The sequence below is a fragment of the Rhizobium sophoriradicis genome, from assembly GCF_003939025.1.
Classification (GTDB): Bacteria; Pseudomonadota; Alphaproteobacteria; order Rhizobiales; family Rhizobiaceae; genus Rhizobium; species Rhizobium sophoriradicis.
In genome coordinates this window covers 271745-291159 of sequence record NZ_RQIH01000001.1, presented here as the reverse complement: position 1 = coordinate 291159, position 19415 = coordinate 271745, and the positions used below count along the sequence as shown (strand labels likewise).

The following is a 19415-nucleotide window of genomic DNA, read 5'->3' as shown; positions in this document are numbered from 1 at the left end:
GCCGATGACATCCAGCCCGCTCGACCGCCTGGTCAGACCGCAAACGATCGCCGTCTTCGGCGGCCGTGAGGCGCGCCGGGTGATCGAGCAGTGCGACCGCATGGGTTTTGCCGGCGAGATCTGGCCTGTTCATCCCAAATTGGACGAGGTGCTCGGGCGGCCCTGCTATCGCTCGCTCTCCGATCTGCCCGGCGCACCGGACGCGGCCTTCGTCGGCGTCAACCGAACCCTTACCGTCGACATCGTTCGCGGCCTTTCACGCGCCGGCGCAGGCGGCGCGGTTTGTTACGCATCGGGCTTCAGCGAGGCGACGGCGGAGCTTGCCGATGGCGCCGAACTGCAGCAGGCTCTTGTAGCGGCGGCCGGCGACATGCCGATCCTCGGGCCGAACTGCTACGGGCTGATCAACGGCCTCGATGGTGCGCTTCTCTGGCCCGACCAGCACGGCATGAAGCGTATCGAATGCGGTGTGGCGATCCTCACCCAGTCTTCCAATATCGCGATCAACCTGACCATGCAGACACGCGGGCTGCCGATCGCCTATGTGGTCACGGCAGGCAACCAGGCACAGACATCGCTTGCGGATGTCGCCTGCGCGCTCATGGACGATCCGCGGGTTACGGCGGTCGGCCTGCACGTCGAAGGTTTCGGCGATCTCTCCGGCCTCGAACGCCTGGCCACCATTGCCCGCCGGTTGAAGAAGCCGGTCGTCGTGCTCAAGGTCGGCAGGTCCGAGCAGGCAAGACATGCGGCGGTATCGCACACCGCCTCGCTTGCCGGCAGCGATGCGGTAGCCGACGCCGTGCTCGCCCGTCTCGGTATCGGTCGTGTCCACAGCCTGCCGGCGCTGCTCGAAACCCTGAAGCTGCTGCATGTCGCCGGTCCTCTCCCCGGCCATTCGATCTCGTCCATGAGTTGCTCCGGCGGCGAGGCTTCGCTGATGGCGGATGCCGCCGTCGGCCGCGATGTCGAATTCCCGGCCCTGCAGCCGCAGCAATTGCCGCGTCTGCGGCGGGTTCTCGGCGAGATGGTGACGCTCTCCAATCCGCTCGACTACCACACCTTCGTGTGGGGCGATTTCAGCCGCCAGACAGAAGCCTTCAGCGCCATGTTCGCAGGCGGTTATGCCCTCAATCTCGTCGTCCTCGATTTCCCGCGGGGCGACCGCTGCGATGCGTCCGAATGGGCGACGACGGCGGATGCGGTCATCGCGGCGGCTTTCGCCACCGGCGCGCTGGCCGGTCTTCTCGCGACCCTGCCCGAGAATATGCCGGAGCCGATCGCCGATCGACTGATGACCAATGGCATCGTCGCTTTCTCCGGTATCGATGAAACCATCGCTGCGGCGGAAGTCGCCGCCGGCATTGGCCAAGCTTGGAATAGCCCGCCTCCCCTGCCGCTGCTCGACGTCGCCCCCACAGCCGGCGAAATCGAGACGCTGACGGAGAGCGAGGCGAAGGCCGAGCTTGCCGCCTGCGGCCTCCCCGTTCCCTGGGGGCTGCAGGCTTTTTCTCCCCGCGAAGCCGCCGAGCAGGCCGAACGGCTCGGCTTCCCCGTCGTTCTGAAGGGGCTCGGCATAGCGCACAAGACCGAGGCAGGGGCTGTCGCGCTCAACCTCAGGAATTCGCAGGCGGTGTCGGATGCGGCAGCGGCCATTGCCTGCGATGCCGGTTATCTCGTCGAGAAGATGGTCGATCCTCCGGTCGCGGAACTCATCGTCGGCGCCACCCGCGATCCCGTCTTCGGATTGTCGCTGACATTGGGAGCGGGCGGAATTTTCGTCGAATTGCTCGAAGATTCCGTCATACTGCCGCTTCCGACGACGAAAACCGAGATCTATGCTGCGATTTCGCGTCTCAAGATTGCGAGATTGATTCATGGCTATCGCGGCCGGCCAAGGGGCGATCTCGAAGCCACCGTCGCTGCTGTCGCAGCTACGGCAGAATATGTCGTAACGAATGCGGTGCGCCTGGAGGAACTGGACCTTAATCCCTTGATGGTTCTTCCCGAAGGGCTGGGTGTTGCTGCTGTTGATGCTCTCATACGGCGAAGGAGGTAGCACGGTTTGAGCGACCATATTGGCACACGACGTGACGGCGGCGTGTTGGAAGTCGTCATCGACCGGCCGAAGGCGAACGCCATCGACCTTGCGACCAGCCGTGCCATGGGATTGATCTTCCGGGATTTTCGCGACGATCCTGAGTTGCGCGTCGCCATCGTCACGGGCGCCGGCGAAAAATTCTTCTGCGCCGGATGGGATCTGAAGGCTGCTGCATCAGGCGATGCGGTCGACGGCGATTACGGTGTGGGCGGCTTCGGCGGATTGCAGGAGCTGCGCGACTTGAACAAGCCCGTCATCGCAGCTGTCAACGGTATCTGTTGCGGCGGCGGACTGGAGATAGCGCTTTCGGCCGATCTGATCATCGCCGCCGAACATGCGAGTTTTGCCCTGCCGGAAATCCGTTCGGGCACCGTTGCCGATGCGGCTTCGATCAAGCTGCCGAAGCGCATCCCCTACCATATCGCCATGGACATGCTTTTGACCGGGCGTTGGCTCGACGTGCACGAGGCGCATCGCTGGGGTTTCGTCAATGAGGTTGTGCCGGCCGAACGGCTGATGGAGAGAGCCTGGGAGCTCGCCCGCCTGCTCGAAAGCGGGCCGCCGCTCGTCTATGCGGCCATCAAGGAGATTGTGCGCGAAGCGGAGGGTTCGACGTTCCAGACTGCCATGAACAAGATCACCAAGCGGCAGTTTGCGACGGTCGACAGGCTCTATTCGAGCGAAGATCAATTGGAAGGCGCGCGGGCCTTTGCCGAGAAGCGAAGCCCTATTTGGAAAGGAAAGTAAGAGGCGGCGGCAACCGCAGCATTTTCCCGCATGATGCGGGCACCGGAGGTGGAGAGGAAACCGCCTGCGGACCTGCCCGGAAGTTCTGTCAACGCACCACAAAGAAGGAACAGGGGAATGAACGACTATAGCAAATATCTCACAAGCCGCGTCACCGCCGGCGGATTGAGCCGCCGCGAATTCATGGGACGTGCCATGGCGGCCGGCATCACACTTGCCGTCGCCGACAAGCTCTTCACCGAAAGTGCCGAAGCCGCCGAACCGAAGCGCGGTGGCCACCTGAAGCTCGGCCTAGAAGGCGGTGCCGCCACCGATTCCAAGGATCCGGCGAAGTTCTTGTCGCAGGTCATGTTCTGCATCGGCCGCTGCTGGGGCGACATGCTGGTCGAATCCGATCCGCTGACGGGTGCCGCCGTGCCCGCACTTGCCGAATCCTGGGAGCCCTCGAAGGATGCCGTGACCTGGACCTTCAAGATCCGCAAGGGCGTCAAGTTCCACGATGGCAAGGAACTGACGATCGACGACGTCGTTGCGACGCTGAAGCGTCACACCGATGCGAAGTCGGAATCCGGCGCGCTCGGCGTGCTCGGTTCGATCAAAGAGATCAAGGCACACGGCGGCAACCTTGTGCTGACGCTCAGCGAAGGTAATGCCGACATGCCGCTGCTGCTGTCGGACTACCATCTGGTCATCCAGCCGAATGGCGGCGTCGACGATCCGCTGGCCTCGATCGGCACCGGCCCCTACAAGATGACGAGCTTCGAGCCCGGCGTCCGGGCGACATTCGAAAAGAACAAGGACGACTGGCGCAGCGACCGGGGCTACGTCGACTCGATCGAGATCATCGGCATGAACGACGCCACCGCCCGTATCGCCGCACTGTCGTCCGGCCAGGTGCACTACATCAACCGCGTCGATCCGAAGACCGTCAACCTCCTGAAACGCGCCCCCAACGTCGAGATCCTCTCGACTGCCGGCCGCGGCCATTACGTCTTCATCATGCATTGCGACAAGGCGCCGTTCGACAACAACGATCTGCGCCTCGCGCTCAAATACGCCATGGACCGCGAGACCATGGTGGAGAAGATCCTCGGCGGCTACGGCAAGGTCGGCAACGACTTCCCGATCAACTCCACCTATGCGCTGTTCCCCGAGGGCATCGAGCAACGCGTCTACGATCCCGACAAGGCAGCCTTCCACTACAAGAAGTCGGGCCATAGCGGCTCGGTGCTGCTGCGCACCTCCGAAGTCGCCTTCCCCGGCGGCGTCGATGCGGCCGTCCTCTATCAGGAAAGCTGCAAGAAGGCCGGCATCGAGATCGAGGTCAAGCGCGAACCGGGCGACGGCTACTGGACCAATGTCTGGAACGTCCAGCCCTTCTCGACCTCCTATTGGGGTGGCCGTCCGACGCAGGACCAGATGTATTCCACCGCCTATCTCTCAACGGCGGACTGGAACGACACCAAGTTCAAGCGTCCTGACTTCGACAAGATGCTGTTGCAGGCCCGCTCCGAGCTTGATGAAGCCAAGCGCAAGGACATGTATCGTACGATGGCAATGATGGTCCGCGATGAAGGCGGCGTGATCCTGCCGATGTTCAACGACTTCGTGAACGCCTCGACCAAGCAGGTGAAGGGCTATGTCCACGATATCGGCAACGACATGTCGAACGGTTACGTCGCAACCCGCGTCTGGCTGGACGCCTGATGGCAGGGGGCGCAGCGCCCCTCCGATCTCCGACGAAGCTGGGACCGTGGGAAGAAAACCCTCGGTCCTCCCGACGTTTTAGCCAAAGGCATTTGCCATGACCAACCCTGCCCCAAGCAATATCTTGCCGGGCCTGAGGCTCCGGCAGCGTTTTCCGTTGCTTGCCCTCATCCTCGAGCGCTTCGTGCTCAGCATTATTCTACTTTTTGCCGTCTCCATCCTGATCTTCGGCGGGCTCGAAGCCCTGCCTGGCGATTTTGCCACCACCTATCTCGGTCAGTCGGCAACGCCGCAGGCGGTTGCCAATATCCGCCAGGATCTCGGACTGGACCGCCCGGTGACGACCCGTTACGTCGAATGGCTCGGCAATGCCGTCCAGGGTGACTTCGGCACCTCCTGGGCCAGCAAAAATTCGGTGAGCGAACAGATCGGCAAACGTCTCGGCAATTCGCTCTTCCTGGCGGGGTTTGCGGCGGTGATTTCGGTGCCGCTCGCTGTCGGTCTCGGCATGTTCTCGGTGCATTTCCGCAACCGCATGCCGGATAAGATCATCAACGTGATCTCGCTTGCGGCGATCTCGCTGCCGGAATTCTTCATCGGCTACCTGCTGATCCTCTTCTTCGCCGTGAAGTTCGGCATGGCGACCTTTCCGGCGACCGTCTATGACAGCATGGGCTTCGCCGAGCGGCTGAAGGCGATCGCGCTGCCGACCGCTACCCTGGTGCTTGTCGTACTGGCTCATATGATGCGCATGACGCGGGCTGCGATCCTCTCGGTGATGTCGTCGGCCTATATGGAGACCGCCGAGCTTAAAGGTCTCAGCGCCTTCCGCGCGATCGTCAAGCACGCCGCCCCCAACGCGCTGGCGCCGATCATCAATGTCGTCGCATTGAATCTCGCCTATCTCGTGGTCGGCGTCGTCGTCGTCGAAGTGGTCTTCGTCTATCCCGGCATGGGGCAATATATGGTCGACGCGGTCACGGTGCGCGACATGCCCGTGGTGCAGGCCTGCGGCCTGATCTTCGCGGCCGTCTACATTTTCCTCAATATGATCGCCGACATTCTTGCGATCATTGCCAATCCCCGGCTGAGGCATCCGCGATGAGAGCAAGAGACATTCCCATCACCGCCTGGATCGGCATGGCAGGCATCGCCATCGCCTTCATCTTCGCTGTCTTCGCGCCCTGGATCGCGCCTTACGGGGAGACCCAGGTCGTCGGTGACGTCTGGCAGCTGCCTGACGATAAATACATCTTCGGACTCGATAATCTCGGCCGCGACATCCTCTCGCGGCTGATCTATGGAGCGCGCACGACGCTCCTGGTCGCCTCCGCCGCCACCATCATCTCCTTCTCGCTCGGCGTCATTCTGAGCTTCACCGCGGCCGTCTCCCGCGGCATCATCGACACGGTATTTTCGCGTTTCAATGATTTGATGATGTCGATCCCGACGCTGATCTTCGCGCTGGTGGTGCTGGCGGTGCTGCCGCAAAACCTCGTCGTACTGATCCTCGTCATGGCGATCCTCGATTCCACCCGTGTCTACCGCCTCGGCCGCGCTGTAGCGCTCGATGTTGCAGTGATGGAATTCGTCGAGGCGGCCAAGCTGCGCGGCGAAGGCAAGCTCTGGATCATCTTTCGCGAGATCCTGCCGAACACGCTGTCGCCGCTGCTGGCCGAGTTCGGACTGCGCTTCGCCTTCTCGATCCTCTTCCTCTCGACGCTGTCCTTCCTCGGCCTCGGCATTCAGCCACCGGCGGCCGACTGGGGCGGCATGGTCAAGGACAATAAGGACGGCATCATCTTCGGTATCTCGGCAGCACTGGTGCCGGGCACGGCGATCGCGACGCTTGCCATCTGCGTCAACCTCGTCGTCGACTGGCTCCTGAAACGCACATCCAGCCTCAAGGGAGGGCGAGGCGATGCCTGAGCTTCTTTCCGTTCGCAATCTCAAAATCGAAGCGACGAGCTACCCGCCCGGTGAAGCGCCCAAGCGGGTAACGATCGTCGACGGCGTTTCTTTCGACCTGCAGAAGGGCAAGGTTCTCGGCCTGATCGGAGAGTCGGGCGCGGGCAAGTCGACGATCGGCCTCTCGGCGCTTGCCTACGGCCGCGGCGGCGCCGAAATCACCGGCGGCGAGGTGCGGCTCACCGGCACCGATATTCTGGCGCTCGGCAAAAACGGCATCCGGAAAATCCGCGGCGCACGGGTCTGCTACGTCGCGCAATCGGCTGCCGCCGCCTTCAATCCGGCGCATAGGCTTGGCGATCAGGTGATCGAAGCATCCGTCAAGCATGGATTGATGAGCAGGGAGGAGGCGCGCAAACGTGCGCTTTATCTCTTCCGTGTCCTCGGCCTGCCCAATCCTGAGACTTTCGGCGAGCGCTTCGCCCACCAGGTCTCCGGCGGTCAGTTGCAGCGCGCGATGACGGCAATGGCGCTCTGCTCGAATCCTGAACTCATCGTCTTCGACGAGCCGACCACGGCGCTTGACGTGACCACGCAAATCGACGTGCTGGCAGCGATCAAGCATGCGATCGAGGAGACCCATACGGCCGCCCTCTACATTACCCACGATCTTGCCGTCGTTGCCCAGATTTCCGACGACATAATGGTGCTGCGCCATGGCAAGCAGGTGGAGTATGGCAGCGTTCAGCAGATCATCGAAGCGCCGCGACAGGACTATACCCGGGCGCTGGTCAATGTCAGGCAGGCCTATCGCGAGGAAGCCGCCGATCAGTCCGCCGCGCTTCTCAAAGTGGAGAATGTCAGCGCCGAATATTCGAACGGCTTCAAGGTGCTGCACGATGTCTCGCTGCATGTGCCGAAGGGGCAGACGCTTGCCGTCGTCGGCGAATCCGGTTCCGGTAAGTCGACCTTGGCACGCGTCATTACCGGTCTCTTGCCGCCGAGCAGCGGGCGCGTCGTCTTTGTCGGCAAGCCGCTGATGCCCGGTCTCAAGAGCCGGCCGAACGACGACCTCAGACGCATCCAGCTGATCTATCAGATGGCCGATACGGCGATGAACCCGCGGCAGACGGTGCGCGACATCATCGGCCGGCCGCTGACCTTCTATTACGGCCTGAGGGGTGGCGCGAAAACCGCACGGGTGAAGGAACTGCTCGACCAGATCGAAATGGGCAACGGCTTCATCGATCGTTACCCGGCCGAACTGTCCGGCGGCCAGAAGCAGCGTGTGGCGATTGCGAGGGCACTCGCCGCCAAGCCGGAACTCATCCTTTGCGACGAGCCGACTTCGGCGCTCGATCCGCTGGTGGCGGAGGGCATCCTCAAGCTGCTGCTGCGCCTGCAGCAGGAAGAACAACTATCCTATGTCTTCATCACCCATGACATTGCGATCGTCCGGGCGATCGCCGACAGCGTGGCGGTGATGCATCGCGGCAGGCTGGTGCGGTTCGGGCCGAAATCGACGGCGCTGTCGCCGCCCTTCGACGACTACACCGACCTGTTGCTGAAATCCGTACCCGAGATGGAGATCGGCTGGCTGGAGCGCGTGCTTGCGACGCGGCGCATGGAAAGCGCCGGCCACTGAACGGAAAGGAATGGGTATGGGCTCGCGCGGCTTCACCACCATCGAGAATGAATGGATCACGCTGAAGGACGGAACGCGGCTCGCCGCACGCATCTGGATGCCTGACGGCGCCGAGCAGGATCTCGTTCCCGCCGTCTTCGAATTCCTGCCCTATCGCAAACGCGACGGCACCAGTCCTCGCGACGAGTCGACCTATCCGGTGTTTGCTGCTGCGGGCATTGCCGGGGTGCGCGTCGATATCCGCGGTTCGGGGGAATCCGACGGCGTCATCGACGGCGAATATACCGAGCGTGAGCTTGCCGATGCCTGCGAGCTGATCGCCTGGATTGCGGCGCAGCCGTGGTCGAACGGCGCGGTCGGCATGATGGGTATCTCCTGGGGCGGCTTCAACAGCCTGCAGGTCGCAGCCCTGCGCCCACCGGCGCTCAAAGCCGTCATCTCGATCGCCTCGACCGTCGACCGCTACAATGACGATATCCACTATAAGAACGGCTGCCATCTCTCCGCCCAGCTCTCATGGGCGGCGACGATGCTTGGCTACCAGTCACGTCCTCCCGATCCGGCACTTGTCGGCGAGCGCTGGAAGGAGATGTGGCTTGAGCGCCTGGCAGGCGAACCCTTTTTCATGGAGGAGTGGCTGACCCATCAGCGGCGCGATGATTTCTGGCGTCACGGCTCGATCTCAGAGGACTTTTCGAGCGTCGAAATCCCGGCGCTCGTGATTGCCGGCTGGGCCGACGGCTATCGCAATACCCCGCTGATGGCGGTCGAGGGTCTGGGCGAGAAGGCGAAGGCGCTGATCGGCCCCTGGGTGCACAAATATCCGCATTTCGCCTGGCCGAAGCCGCGCGCCAATTTCCATGCCGAAGCGATCGCCTGGTGGAACAGATGGCTGCGTGGCGAAGATAACGGCATCGACAGGCTGCCGCCGGCCCGCGCCTATATTCTCGATGCCGTCCGCCCGGCGCCGCGGCGTGACAGCGATCCTGGTTTCTGGGTGGCTAAGGACAGCTGGTCGCCGCCGAAGATGCAATGCTTCTATGTCGAGCAATTCGGCAGGCTGACGGAGGACATGCCGATCCCGCATGCGCCGGAGCATCCGGTCTATCTGAGTTCTCCCCTCGATACCGGCACGGCATCCGGTGAATATTTCACCCTCAAGCCCGACGCCGAAATGGCGATCGATCAACGCACTGACGACGCCGGCTCGCTGGTCTTCGATACGACGCCGCTGGCGCGGGATCACGACTATCTCGGCCGGCCGGTGCTGACGCTTGCGCTGCGATCCCGGGCAACGAGCGGAAATCTCTGCGCCCGGCTCGTCGATGTTCATCCTGACGGCACGGCGACGCGGGTCGCCTTCGGCGTCGTCAACCTCACCCATCGCGACGGCAACGCTGATCCGAAACCACTGTCCGCGGGCGAGACGGTGTCGCTCCGGCTTGTGCTCGATGCCTGCGGTTATCGCTTCCGCAAGGGCCATCGCATCCGCCTTTCGCTTTCCACCGCCTATTGGCCGATGATCCTGCCGCCGCCGGAACACGAAGGGTTCGATATCGATATTGCCTCGCTTGGTCTTGGGCTGCCGATGCTTGGCGAACACAGGAGCATTGAAATCGACGAACCGGCCAATCCCGATCCTTTACCGAAATATATCGAGCATGCCGCCGCCGCGACCAAACGACAGGTCGTCCGTGACCTTTCGTCCAACCGCACGAAATATCGCATTCATGAGGATACGGGGCTCTACGAACATCCTGAGACCGGCCTGTCGACCCGGCAGTTGCGGGAGGAAGTCTGGTCGATCTCACCCAATGATCCGCTGTCGATGACAGGGATTTCGACCTGGACCTGCGACATGCGGCGCGCCGGCTGGTTCGTCCGCACCGTCGCAACTGCGCGGATTGCCTGCACGGCGACCGATTGGATCATAAGCGCCATCGTCACGGCATTCGAGGATGACGTGCAGATCTTCGAAAAGGTCTTCGCGGAAAAGAAGATCGCCCGCGACCTGATGTGATCGTCAGGCGGTCGCAAAATGCCGGACGGCCTCGCAGATCGCGCGAAAGCCGTCCTTGGCGCCATCGCTCATGTGGCGGGCGCGCAGCCAGGCATGCACCATCTGCGGCTCCTCCCGGAATGAGACCACGATGCCCTCAGCAGCCAGCCGGGCGGCATATTGCCGGCCGTCGTCGCGCAGCGGATCGAAATGCGCGACCGTGATGAAGGCCGGCGGCAGCCCGGCAAGCGACGGCGCCTGCAGCGGCTCGGCGATCTCGTTGTTGCCAGGCGCCTGCAGGATCGTGCGATAATAGGTGACATCCGCCGTGGTCAGGCCGGGCGCCGCAGCCATTTCGACATAGGAACCCGCGGCAAGATCGCCGCCGAGCGCCGGGTAGATCAGCACCTGGCCGACGACGCCTGATAGCTCCTCATTGCGTGCGCGCAAGGCAAGGCCGGCCGCAAGATTGCCGCCGGCGCTGTCGCCGATCAGCACGACCTTGCTCCCGGCGGAAAGCAGATGTTTCAGCACGGCAAAACCGTCATCCGTCTGCGCCGGCCAGCGATATTCGGGCGCGAGCCGATAATCGACCGAGACGAGTTCCGCGCCGGCGAAATCGGCGATCTCGGCGCAAATGGCATGATGGCTCTCAAGCGAACCGACCACAAAACCGCCGCCATGAAGATAGAGCAGAATGGTGCGCGTGACGATTTTGCGCGGTCGGTAGCGCCGGATCGGGATGCGCTGAACCATACCGTCCGCAAAGATCATATCCGGGGGGAGCGGTCGGTCGAAGCGCGCGCAAAGAGCATCGTACCAATGCCGCTGCTGTTCGATCGACGCCTCGATCGCATCCGGCGGATAAAAAGCATCGCAAATTGCGAGAAATTGCAGGATGCCCTTTTCGGTGGGGACAGGCGTTGGAGCGGACATTGAGGGTCCTTTCGATTTGGAACATGCAGATCCATGTCTCTGGCCGACTCTGCCGTCATCTTGCGCCTTTGCGATGGAACCGATCTGTCCGGCAGCGACCCGTTTATGTCGCGGCGCTCGATTATTTCGAGCCCATTCAAAATTCGCAAAATTTTTTTGGCGTGGACCCAAGGAAAGCTATCGGAGAAACGTCTCAATCCCGAAATAGCATCTTGCTTGATAGCTTGGGGGTAGGTGCGCATTGGATGCGGAGCTCATAGAACGAGCGCAGGGAGGTGACCGGGAGGCCTTCGGGCAACTGGTCTCGCGCCATTATGATTTCGTTCACGCGACGGCATGGCGATGGTCGGGCAGTTCCACCGACGCTGACGATATCGCCCAGGAGGTCTGCGTCAAGCTCGGCGCGGCCATCCGCGGCTTTCGCGGCGCCAGCCGCTTCAGGACATGGCTCTACACGCTGACGCTCAACGCCGCCCGCGACCATAGACGCAGACTTGCGCGGGAAGAGCAGACATTCCGCGCTTACGCTGCCGAACCGCAGCAGGATGCGCCGGGCGGAAACGACGACGAGCTGTCGAGCGCATTATGGGCGGCCGTGCGCGCTTTGCCGGAACGGCAATGCGACGCCGTGCTGCTCGTCTATGGCGAAGGCCTCAGCCATTCGGCGGCCGCCGATGTCATGGGCTGCTCGGAAACGACCGTGTCCTGGCAGGTGCACGAGGCGCGCAAGAGGCTGAAGGCCATGCTCGGCAAGGAAGAGGTATGATGGACAAGGAACTCGAAAAGCTCTCCCGCCTGACACCGCCGGCAGCCGATCCGCAGGCGCGTGCACGCGCCCTTGCGGCGGCGATGCAGGCCTTCGACAGCGCAGAAAATAATGCAGCGGCAGCCCAAGGAAACGCGAAAGGTTGGCGTCCAAGCTCCATCATCAACCTGATATGGAGCCCTGCCGTGAACAAGAAATTCCTCGCCGGTTCAGCCCTTGCGACGCTGCTCGTCATTCCCGCCGCCGGCTATCTCACCCTCGAGCTGACCCGCAACCAACCGATTATCGACCAGGAAAGGATCGCCGGCACTGTTTCGAAAAAGGAAATGCCGATACCGACTGGCCGGCCGGCCGCGCCCGCGCTTTCCGAAGCGGTGACCGAAGAGAACCGGCTGCCTCAATCCGCGGCGGCCGACAGCGCTCAAGCCTTGCAGGACAAGGAGCAGGCGGTCGCGGCGCGGAAATCTGATCTCAATTCCGACGACATCTCCGCCCTCTTAAATAGGCCGGGTGGTACAATGTCCGAAGGGGCCAAACGCTCTGTTGCACCAACTGCCGCTGCTCCCCAGCAGCAGCTGGCGGAGCCGATGGCCGTCGCCCCCTCGCCTGCTCCGCCGACGGAAAGCCGTATGCAGGTTCAAGCCGATTCCAGTCGCGAGCGCTTTGCCAATGCTGCGGCAAATCCGATCAAGAGTGTCGCGACCGATCCGGTCTCGACCTTCTCCGCCGATGTCGACAGCGCCTCCTATTCCTTCGTCCGCCGGTCGCTCACCGGCGGGGCAATGCCCGATCCGCAATCCGTTCGCGTCGAGGAGATGATCAATTATTTCCCCTATGACTGGCCGAGGCCTGAAAATGCCGAGCAGCCATTCAAGGCGACCGTGACCGTGATGCCGACACCGTGGAACCACGACACGGAACTGATGCATGTGGCGATTAAGGGCTACGACATCGCGCCGGCGACTGCACCGCATGCCAATCTGGTCTTCCTGATCGATGTTTCTGGTTCGATGGACGAGCCTGACAAGCTGCCGCTGCTGAAAAGTTCCTTCCGCCTGCTGGTCAACAGGCTGAAGGCCGACGATACCGTCGCCATCGTCACCTATGCCGGCAATGCCGGCACGGTGCTCGAGCCGACGCGGGTGTCCGAGAAGTCGAAGATTCTCTCGGCGATCGACAGGCTGGAGGCTGGAGGCTCGACTGGCGGTGCCGAGGGCATCGAGGCGGCCTACGATCTTGCCCAAAAGGCTTTCGTCAAGGACGGCGTCAATCGGGTGATGCTCGCGACGGACGGCGATTTTAATGTCGGCCCGTCGAGCGACGAGGATCTGAAACGCATCATCGAGGAGAAGCGCAAGGAGGGCATCTTCCTCACCGTTCTCGGCTTCGGTCGCGGCAATCTCAACGATTCCCTGATGCAGACGCTGGTCCAGAACGGCAATGGCAGCGCCGCCTATATCGACACGCTCGCGGAAGCGCAGAAGACGCTGGTCGACGAGGCCGGATCGACGCTGTTTCCGATCGCCAAGGACGTCAAGTTCCAGGTCGAGTTCAACCCGGAACGGATCGCCGAATACCGGCTGATCGGCTACGAGACACGCGCCCTCAAACGCGAGGATTTCAACAATGACCGCGTCGATGCCGGCGATATCGGCTCCGGCCACAGCGTCACGGCGATCTATGAGATTACGCCCAAGGGAAGTCCCGCGGTCATGAATGACGACCTGCGTTACGGCGCCGCCGATAAGGCATCGGCCGAGACGCCAAGCAGCGCGCATCAGGGCGAGCTTGCCTTCCTCAAGATGCGCTACAAGCGGCCGGGCGAGGACAAGAGCGCCCTGATCACCACGCCGGTCGGTGACGGCAACACGGTCGCCACCATCGACGCCGCGCCGCAGGACGTTCGCTTCTCGGTGGCCGTCGCCGCCTTCGGCCAGAAATTGAGCCGCACCAGCGCCCTCGATGCTTATTCCTATCAGGCGATTGCCGATCTCGCTGCGGCATCACGGGGAACGGATGCCTTCGGCTACAGAACCGATTTCCTCGGGCTCATCCGGTTGGCTGACGGGCTCAGCCAGCGATGAGGAGAAAAGTACCGCAAGCGGAGGCCGCCTGGTAAGGCGGACTCTGCTGCTGGGCGTTTGAAGATTAAGGCGGATTTTCAGTGGGACGAGGAGCTTTGCGTTCAGCTGCGGGCAAATTCGAGAAGGGGACCGATGTCGTGATTGTCGGCGGCCTGAAGCGCCGCGACATAGCGCCTGCGCAGCTCGCCCATGTCGCCGAGGCGCCCGCTCCCCCAACTGAAGGGCTCTTCGTCCAGTCTTTCCACGAGAAGATCGGCTGCCAGCCGCGCATGACGCCCGTTGCCGTTTGGGAACGGGTGGATGGCGACCAGACGATGGTGGAAACGGATTGCGATCTCGTCCGTCGCGAAGGTCTCATGCTCGATCCAGTATCGCACGTCGGCAAGCAAAGCCGCGAGCTCGACCGGGATGCGGTAAGCCTGAATACCAATGTTACGCTCCGTCGCCCGGAAGCGACCTGCCCATTGCCAAACCTCGCCGAACATGCGTCGGTGCAATGTGCGCATGAAGTCTTCCGTCAGCATCCTGTCGACCGACATGTGACGTCGTCCGCGGACCCAGGCTGCGCCCTTGACGATGTTTTCCTGTTCGGCCTCGTTGAGGTCGTTTCGATGCGTGATCCAGCTCTGAAGCAGGCCCTCGCGTTCCTGCGGTTCAAGCGGTGTTGCGTCCTCGGGTTCCTGGAAGAGGTCGGTCATTTCTCTGACCAGAGATCGCGCTCGGAAAGCTGGTCACGGATGTAGGCCTGGATACGGGACTCAAGATCGGCGTCATTGGTTCCCTGCGCCTCCAGGCGCATCGTATGCGCGACCCGCTGAAGTTCGCGCAACGCGATCTTTCTCGCCCGTTCATTGAGCGAAATCTCGAGTGACGTATTCGGGACCAGTGCGTAAACGAGGGTGCAGTCGAGCGCCTCGGCTGCGCGGCGCAAGGTGCCAAGCTGGATCGTTCCTGATGCCTCCGACTTCTCGATCGTTTCCACTGTCTGCGGCCGGATCCCCATCCGGGAGCCGAGTTGGGCTCCGGTCATGCCGAGTGCGTCGCGCAATGCGCGAACCCAACCTTTGGGGGGCGCTCTGAAGTTTTCCGCAGGCTGTAGCGCTCTAAGGCGTTCATCAAGCCGTTTTCGCGCTCGTTTTCGCACCTCGCCCTTCATCACTCACACCTCTTGCCCTGACAACAAAATCATATCACAGGCTGATTTAACGCAGGTAAATATCAGTTTATAGGCTGATAAGCAATGCATAGGAATCAGCTTATAGCATGAGTAAGATGTGCATTTATCAGAGTCGTGGGCTGATTCCGTTGTCAAGCCCCACTCAAGAACGGGACGATGCGCGCGCTATCCCAGTCTTGACCCGTTGGCCGTGAGATACACGGCGTAGAGCGACGTGGTTGCGGTGATGAAGAGGCGGTTTCGTTTCTCGCCGCCGAAAGCGACATTGGAGACGATCTCGGGAATATGGATCTTGCCGATCAGCGTGCCATCTGGATCATAGCAGTGCACACCGTCGCCGGCGCTCGTCCATATCCTTCCCTTCCGGTCGACGCGGAAACCATCGAAAAGCCCCGCGGTGCATTCGGCAAAAATGCCGAGGTCGCTCAGCTTGCCATCATCGGACACGGCGAGCTTCCTGATATGGCGCGGACCGCCGGATAGGTGCGTCCCGCCGGTGTCGGCGACATAAAGCACTGTTTCGTCGGGACAAAAAGCCAGCCCGTTCGGCTTGATGAAATCCGAAGTCATCCGATCGGTTGCGCCTGTTGCCGGATCATGCCGGTAGACGTGGCATCCGCCGATTTCCTCTTCGCCGTAGTCTCCCTCATAATCGTGGAGGATGCCGTAGCTCGGGTCGGTGAACCAGACGGTGCCATCGGATTTGACTGTGACGTCGTTGGGCGAATTGAGCCGTTTGCCGGCAATCCGATCGGCCAGCACGGTAATCCCGCCGTCGAAATCCGTTCGCGTGACGCGGCGCGTCAGATGTTCGCAGGTGATCAGCCGGCCCCGATTGTCGACCGTGTTGCCGTTGGAGTTGTTGCTGGGCGAGCGGAAGACAGATGTTTCCCCGCTGGTATCGTCGTAGCGCATGATGCGGTTGTTGGGGATATCGGAGAAGATCAGGTAGCGCCCAGCGGCAAACCAGGCCGGCCCCTCCAGCCAGCGGCCGCCCGTCCAAAGCCGCTCGACGCGGGCATGGCCGACGAAGCAGTGTTCAAAGCGCGGGTCGAGAACCTCGAACCCCGTACCCTCGATTTCCCCGAACATGATGCCTCCTCGCGTCAGATTGTTATCGATACCATTTTGTCCTGTTTTGTGTCCTACGTACAGAGCAATGGACTGTGGAACGCGGCACTCCAGCAATAATATCCATTGTGCGATGATAGCGATAACTTTATCGTATCCTCAATTGCCAACTCGGTAGCTGTTTAAGGGCGGGACCAGTGAAAAACGAGGATGAGCCAAAAGACAAACGTCCCAAGGGAGGAGACGCCCAGAAGCTGACAATGGCTGAAGTCGCCAAATATGTCGGCGTCTCCGCCATGACCGTTTCGCGCGCCTTTCGCCAGGATGCGAGCGTTTCCGAAGAGACGCGCAAGCGCATCATGGAAGCGGTCGATGCGCTCGGTTACGTCATCGATCTCTCGGCCGGCAGCCTTTCCTCGCGGCGCAGCGGCTTCATCGCGGCGCTCGTGCCTTCCATCAACAATTCGAACTTCTCCGACACCGCCCGCGGGATCACCGATGCGTTGGAGAATACCGGCCTTCAGCTTCTTCTCGGCTATACCGACTATGCCGCCGAGAAAGAGGAAAAGCTGATCGAGGCGATGCTGCGCCGGCGCCCCGAGGGCATCATTCTGACAGGCGGTTCGCATACCGACCGGGCGCGGCGGATGCTTGATAAGGCCGGCATTCCGGTGGTTGAAACCTGGGAAATTCCGGAAGAGCCGATCAATCACGTCGTCGGCTTTTCCAACAGCGAGGCGATGTCGCTGCTGGTGCGGACGCTTGCAAGTCAGGGCTATCGGCGGTTCGGCTATATCGGCGGAACGACGGCGCGCGATACGCGCGGCAGCCAGCGACGAAGCGGGTTTTTAAAGACCGTCGACGAACTGGGATTCGGACCGGGCCGGGCGATTTCCTTCGGTGTGCCGCCGATCACCATGGAACAGGGCGGCCAGGCGGTGATGAGCCTCCTGGAGCGCTGGCCGGACACGGAAGTCGTTCTCTGCGTCTCCGACCTTTCGGCCTTCGGTGCGATCATGGAATGCAAGCGCAGGGGAATGCGCGTGCCTGAAGATATCGCCATTGCCGGTTTCGGCGACTACGAGATCTCGTCGATCTGTCATCCTAGCATCACCACGATCAATGTCGACTGTTACGGCATCGGCCGTCAGGCCGCCGTCCGCCTGCTCGATGCCCTGCAGGCGGGCGGCGAGGCGACCGGCGACGAGATCATACTGACCGGCTATAGGGTCGTGTTGCGCGAGAGCACGGATCGAAGCGCCCGGTAATCCGTGCCTTGTCAGAAGGCGATCTGGACTTTCATCGACTTGCTGCGGTCGCTTGCCAATTCAAAGGCGGTGACGGCCTCATCGATCTTAAAGACACCTGTCAGCAGCGGCTTCAGATCGACGCGTCGCGCGTTGATCAGCTCGACGGCAAGCGCAAATTCCTCGTGAAAGCGGAATGTTCCGCGCATCTCGATTTCCTTGGCGACGATCATGTTCTGCGGGATGGAGACATCGCCGCCAAGGCCGAGCTGCACGAGAACGGCACGGGGCTTCAGCACTTCCAGACCGGCGCGCACCGCCCGCTCATTGCCCGATGCTTCGAACATGAGGTCGAAATATCCCTTGTCGGCGCCGTAGGCGGCGAGGTCGGCGGCATGCGTCGCGACATTGATCGTTCGATCCGCACCGCTGGTGCGGGCGATCGCCAGAACGCTGTCGGTCACATCGGTCGCGACGATTTCGCGGGCGCCGAGAACGCGCGCAGCAACGATCGCCAGCATGCCGATCGGGCCGCAGCCGGTGACGAGCACCCGTTTGCCCAGCAGTGATCCGGCGCGGCTGGCGGCATGCAGCGTCACGGCAAAGGGTTCGGCGAAGGCCGCTTCGTGAATGGAAATGCCGTCGGCAACCTTGTGGCACTGCCAGCGCTCCGCCACCAGCCGCTGGCGAAAACCGCCCTGAATATGCGGCATTGGCATGGCGCTGCCGTAAAACCGCATGTTCAGGCAGTGGTTCTGCTGTCCCTTCAGGCAATATTGGCAATGATTGCACGGCCGGCTCGGAGACACCGCTACCCGGTCTCCGACGGCAAGATCGCTCACACCGGCGCCCAGCGCCTTGACCGTGCCGGCGATCTCATGGCCGAGGATCATCGGCTCGCGCAGGCGCACAGTGCCGAAGCCGCCATGATTGTAATAATGCAGGTCGGAGCCGCAGATGCCGCCGGCTTCGATGGCAATCTCAACCTGCCCCTCTCCGGCAACCTCCGGCTGGCGCTCCTCGATCCTGAGATCCTTGGCGGCATGAATGACGATGGCTTTCATAGCGAAACCCTCACACGACGGGAGTTGGAAGCGGGTTGCCGGCAAAATGCGCCGCGAGATTGTCTCTGACCAGCTGACCCATGGCCTTGCGGGTTTCGACGGTACCGGAGCCGTGATGGGGCTGCAACACCACGTTTTGAAGCGTCAGGAAACGCGCATCGATCTTCGGTTCGTTGAGGAAGACGTCGAGGCCGGCAGCCTGAATGGTGCCGTTCTGCAGGGCCGCGATCAGCGCCTCTTCATCGACCGTGGTCCCGCGAGAAACATTGATCAACATGCCGTTGGGACCGAGCGCTTTCAGCACTTCGGCATTGATGATCTTCATCGTCGCCTGCCCGCCCGGGACGATGACGATCAGGAAATCGGCCCAATCGGCAAGTGCGACCAGGTCCGGCTGGTAGGCATAGGCGACATCCGCGTGTTCATTGCGGGCGAAATAAGCGATGTCGCAGCCGAAAGCGGCGGCCCGCCTGGCGATTGCCTTGCCGATCCGCCCCATGCCGGCGAGCCCAACCTTCTTGCCGGAGACCCGGGTCACCAGCGGCATGGCGACATTGCCCCACCGGCCGGCGCGGACGAAACCATCGGCCTCCGGAATCTGCCGCGCCGTGGCAAGCAGCAGGCCGATGGCGATGTCGGCGACGTCCTGGGTCAGCACATCGGGGGTATTGGTGACGCGAATGCCGTTGACCCGGGCATGGGAGAGGTCGATGGCATCGGTGCCGACGCCATAGCAAGAGACGATCTCCAGCTTCGGCAATTGCTTCATCAGCTCGGCGGAGGCGCCGATTTCACCGCGCGTCGCGATGGCGCGAATATCCTTGCCGACCCTTGTGATCAGTTCTTGCCGGTTTGTCGCTTCCCACAGGCGGTGAACGCGATACTTCGCCTCCAGATCGACCATATCCCATTCCGGATAGGCTCCGGTCATCAAGATCTCTACTTCAGGCATTCCGTCTCCGC

The 19415-nt window shown here is 62.0% G+C and carries 16 protein-coding genes; 10 read left to right on the top strand and 6 right to left on the bottom strand.

The genetic code is table 11. From position 1 onward, the window contains the following. The first annotated feature begins 4 nt into the window (after nt 1–4). The 7 genes from EFR00_RS01455 to EFR00_RS01425 all read left to right on the top strand — a co-directional run bounded on the left by EFR00_RS01455 (nt 5) and on the right by EFR00_RS01425 (nt 10128). Nucleotides 5–2059, top strand: a complete 2055-nt coding sequence (locus EFR00_RS01455; protein WP_077994251.1) for an acetate--CoA ligase family protein — start codon at nt 5–7, stop codon at nt 2057–2059. Nucleotides 2060–2065: 6 nt separating this feature from the next. Further along, the gene (locus EFR00_RS01450) at nt 2066–2848 is read left to right on the top strand and encodes a carnitinyl-CoA dehydratase (protein ID WP_077994252.1); all 783 of its coding nucleotides are present in this window, start codon (nt 2066–2068) and stop codon (nt 2846–2848) included. Nucleotides 2849–2965: 117 nt separating this feature from the next. Next, complete coding sequence (locus EFR00_RS01445; protein WP_077994253.1) at nt 2966–4555, top strand: ABC transporter substrate-binding protein; 1590 nt, start codon at nt 2966–2968, stop codon at nt 4553–4555. Nucleotides 4556–4652: 97 nt separating this feature from the next. Next, nucleotides 4653–5660: an ABC transporter permease gene (locus EFR00_RS01440; protein WP_040113021.1), complete on the top strand. Its 1008-nt coding sequence runs from the start codon at nt 4653–4655 to the stop codon at nt 5658–5660. Next, nucleotides 5657–6484 carry an ABC transporter permease gene (locus EFR00_RS01435; RefSeq protein WP_040113022.1) on the top strand — a complete coding sequence of 276 codons (828 nt, stop codon included), beginning with the start codon at nt 5657–5659 and terminating at the stop codon, nt 6482–6484. Before EFR00_RS01440 ends, EFR00_RS01435 begins: the two co-directional genes overlap by 4 nt. Further along, nucleotides 6477–8108, top strand: coding sequence for an ABC transporter ATP-binding protein (locus EFR00_RS01430; protein WP_077994254.1), 1632 nt, complete (start codon nt 6477–6479; stop codon nt 8106–8108). The genes EFR00_RS01435 and EFR00_RS01430 overlap by 8 nt, the downstream gene beginning before the upstream one ends. Nucleotides 8109–8124: 16 nt before the next feature. After that, nucleotides 8125–10128 (top strand): CocE/NonD family hydrolase, encoded by a 2004-nt coding sequence (locus EFR00_RS01425; protein WP_077994255.1) that lies wholly within the window; start codon nt 8125–8127, stop codon nt 10126–10128. A gap of 3 nt (nt 10129–10131) precedes the next feature. Here the strand turns inward: EFR00_RS01425 and EFR00_RS01420 are convergent, their stop codons facing one another. Then, on the bottom strand, nt 10132–11043 hold the full coding sequence (locus EFR00_RS01420) for an alpha/beta hydrolase (protein WP_040143091.1): 912 nt from the start codon (nt 11041–11043) through the stop codon (nt 10132–10134). Between the two features lie 241 nt (nt 11044–11284). Between EFR00_RS01420 and EFR00_RS01415 the strand changes: the two genes are divergently transcribed. Next, nucleotides 11285–11809: an RNA polymerase sigma factor gene (locus EFR00_RS01415; RefSeq protein ID WP_009985105.1), complete on the top strand. Its 525-nt coding sequence runs from the start codon at nt 11285–11287 to the stop codon at nt 11807–11809. Next, complete coding sequence (locus EFR00_RS01410; protein ID WP_077994256.1) at nt 11806–13893, top strand: vWA domain-containing protein; 2088 nt, start codon at nt 11806–11808, stop codon at nt 13891–13893. Before EFR00_RS01415 ends, EFR00_RS01410 begins: the two co-directional genes overlap by 4 nt. Before the next feature lie 101 nt (nt 13894–13994). On the opposite strand, the gene EFR00_RS01405 is transcribed toward EFR00_RS01410, so the two are convergent. The 3 genes from EFR00_RS01405 to EFR00_RS01395 all read right to left on the bottom strand — a co-directional run bounded on the left by EFR00_RS01405 (nt 13995) and on the right by EFR00_RS01395 (nt 16162). Continuing rightward, the gene (locus tag EFR00_RS01405) at nt 13995–14591 is read right to left on the bottom strand and encodes a mobile mystery protein B (RefSeq protein ID WP_040143095.1); all 597 of its coding nucleotides are present in this window, start codon (nt 14589–14591) and stop codon (nt 13995–13997) included. Next, entirely contained in the window at nt 14588–15049 is a 462-nt protein-coding gene (locus tag EFR00_RS01400) for a mobile mystery protein A (RefSeq protein ID WP_040113030.1), read from the bottom strand. Before EFR00_RS01400 ends, EFR00_RS01405 begins: the two co-directional genes overlap by 4 nt. 186 nt (nt 15050–15235) lie before the next feature. Continuing rightward, nucleotides 15236–16162, bottom strand: a complete 927-nt coding sequence (locus EFR00_RS01395; protein WP_077994257.1) for an SMP-30/gluconolactonase/LRE family protein — start codon at nt 16160–16162, stop codon at nt 15236–15238. 176 nt (nt 16163–16338) lie between these two features. On the opposite strand from EFR00_RS01395, the gene EFR00_RS01390 reads away from it, so the two are divergent. After that, entirely contained in the window at nt 16339–17409 is a 1071-nt protein-coding gene (locus EFR00_RS01390; RefSeq protein WP_040113032.1) for a LacI family DNA-binding transcriptional regulator, read from the top strand. An 11-nt stretch (nt 17410–17420) separates the two neighbouring features. Here the strand turns inward: EFR00_RS01390 and EFR00_RS01385 are convergent, their stop codons facing one another. Continuing rightward, entirely contained in the window at nt 17421–18452 is a 1032-nt protein-coding gene (locus tag EFR00_RS01385) for an L-idonate 5-dehydrogenase (RefSeq protein ID WP_077994258.1), read from the bottom strand. A gap of 10 nt (nt 18453–18462) precedes the next feature. Continuing rightward, nucleotides 18463–19404, bottom strand: a complete 942-nt coding sequence (locus EFR00_RS01380; RefSeq protein ID WP_077994259.1) for a 2-hydroxyacid dehydrogenase — start codon at nt 19402–19404, stop codon at nt 18463–18465. Nucleotides 19405–19415 lie beyond the last annotated feature (11 nt).

What these genes read in the sequence shown, in the direction of transcription:
- EFR00_RS01435 (WP_040113022.1), top strand. Translation starts at nt 5,657, where the DNA reads ATGAGAGCAAGAGACATTCCCATCACCGCCTGGATCGGCATGGCAGGC.
- EFR00_RS01430 (WP_077994254.1), top strand. Translation starts at nt 6,477, where the DNA reads ATGCCTGAGCTTCTTTCCGTTCGCAATCTCAAAATCGAAGCGACGAGC.
- EFR00_RS01400 (WP_040113030.1), bottom strand. Translation starts at nt 15,049, where the DNA reads ATGAAGGGCGAGGTGCGAAAACGAGCGCGAAAACGGCTTGATGAACGC.
- EFR00_RS01445 (WP_077994253.1), top strand. Translation starts at nt 2,966, where the DNA reads ATGAACGACTATAGCAAATATCTCACAAGCCGCGTCACCGCCGGCGGA.
- EFR00_RS01405 (WP_040143095.1), bottom strand. Translation starts at nt 14,591, where the DNA reads ATGACCGACCTCTTCCAGGAACCCGAGGACGCAACACCGCTTGAACCG.
- EFR00_RS01420 (WP_040143091.1), bottom strand. Translation starts at nt 11,043, where the DNA reads ATGTCCGCTCCAACGCCTGTCCCCACCGAAAAGGGCATCCTGCAATTT.
- EFR00_RS01380 (WP_077994259.1), bottom strand. Translation starts at nt 19,404, where the DNA reads ATGCCTGAAGTAGAGATCTTGATGACCGGAGCCTATCCGGAATGGGAT.
- EFR00_RS01425 (WP_077994255.1), top strand. Translation starts at nt 8,125, where the DNA reads ATGGGCTCGCGCGGCTTCACCACCATCGAGAATGAATGGATCACGCTG.
- EFR00_RS01440 (WP_040113021.1), top strand. Translation starts at nt 4,653, where the DNA reads ATGACCAACCCTGCCCCAAGCAATATCTTGCCGGGCCTGAGGCTCCGG.
- EFR00_RS01410 (WP_077994256.1), top strand. Translation starts at nt 11,806, where the DNA reads ATGATGGACAAGGAACTCGAAAAGCTCTCCCGCCTGACACCGCCGGCA.
- EFR00_RS01455 (WP_077994251.1), top strand. Translation starts at nt 5, where the DNA reads ATGACATCCAGCCCGCTCGACCGCCTGGTCAGACCGCAAACGATCGCC.
- EFR00_RS01385 (WP_077994258.1), bottom strand. Translation starts at nt 18,452, where the DNA reads ATGAAAGCCATCGTCATTCATGCCGCCAAGGATCTCAGGATCGAGGAG.
- EFR00_RS01395 (WP_077994257.1), bottom strand. Translation starts at nt 16,162, where the DNA reads ATGTTCGGGGAAATCGAGGGTACGGGGTTCGAGGTTCTCGACCCGCGC.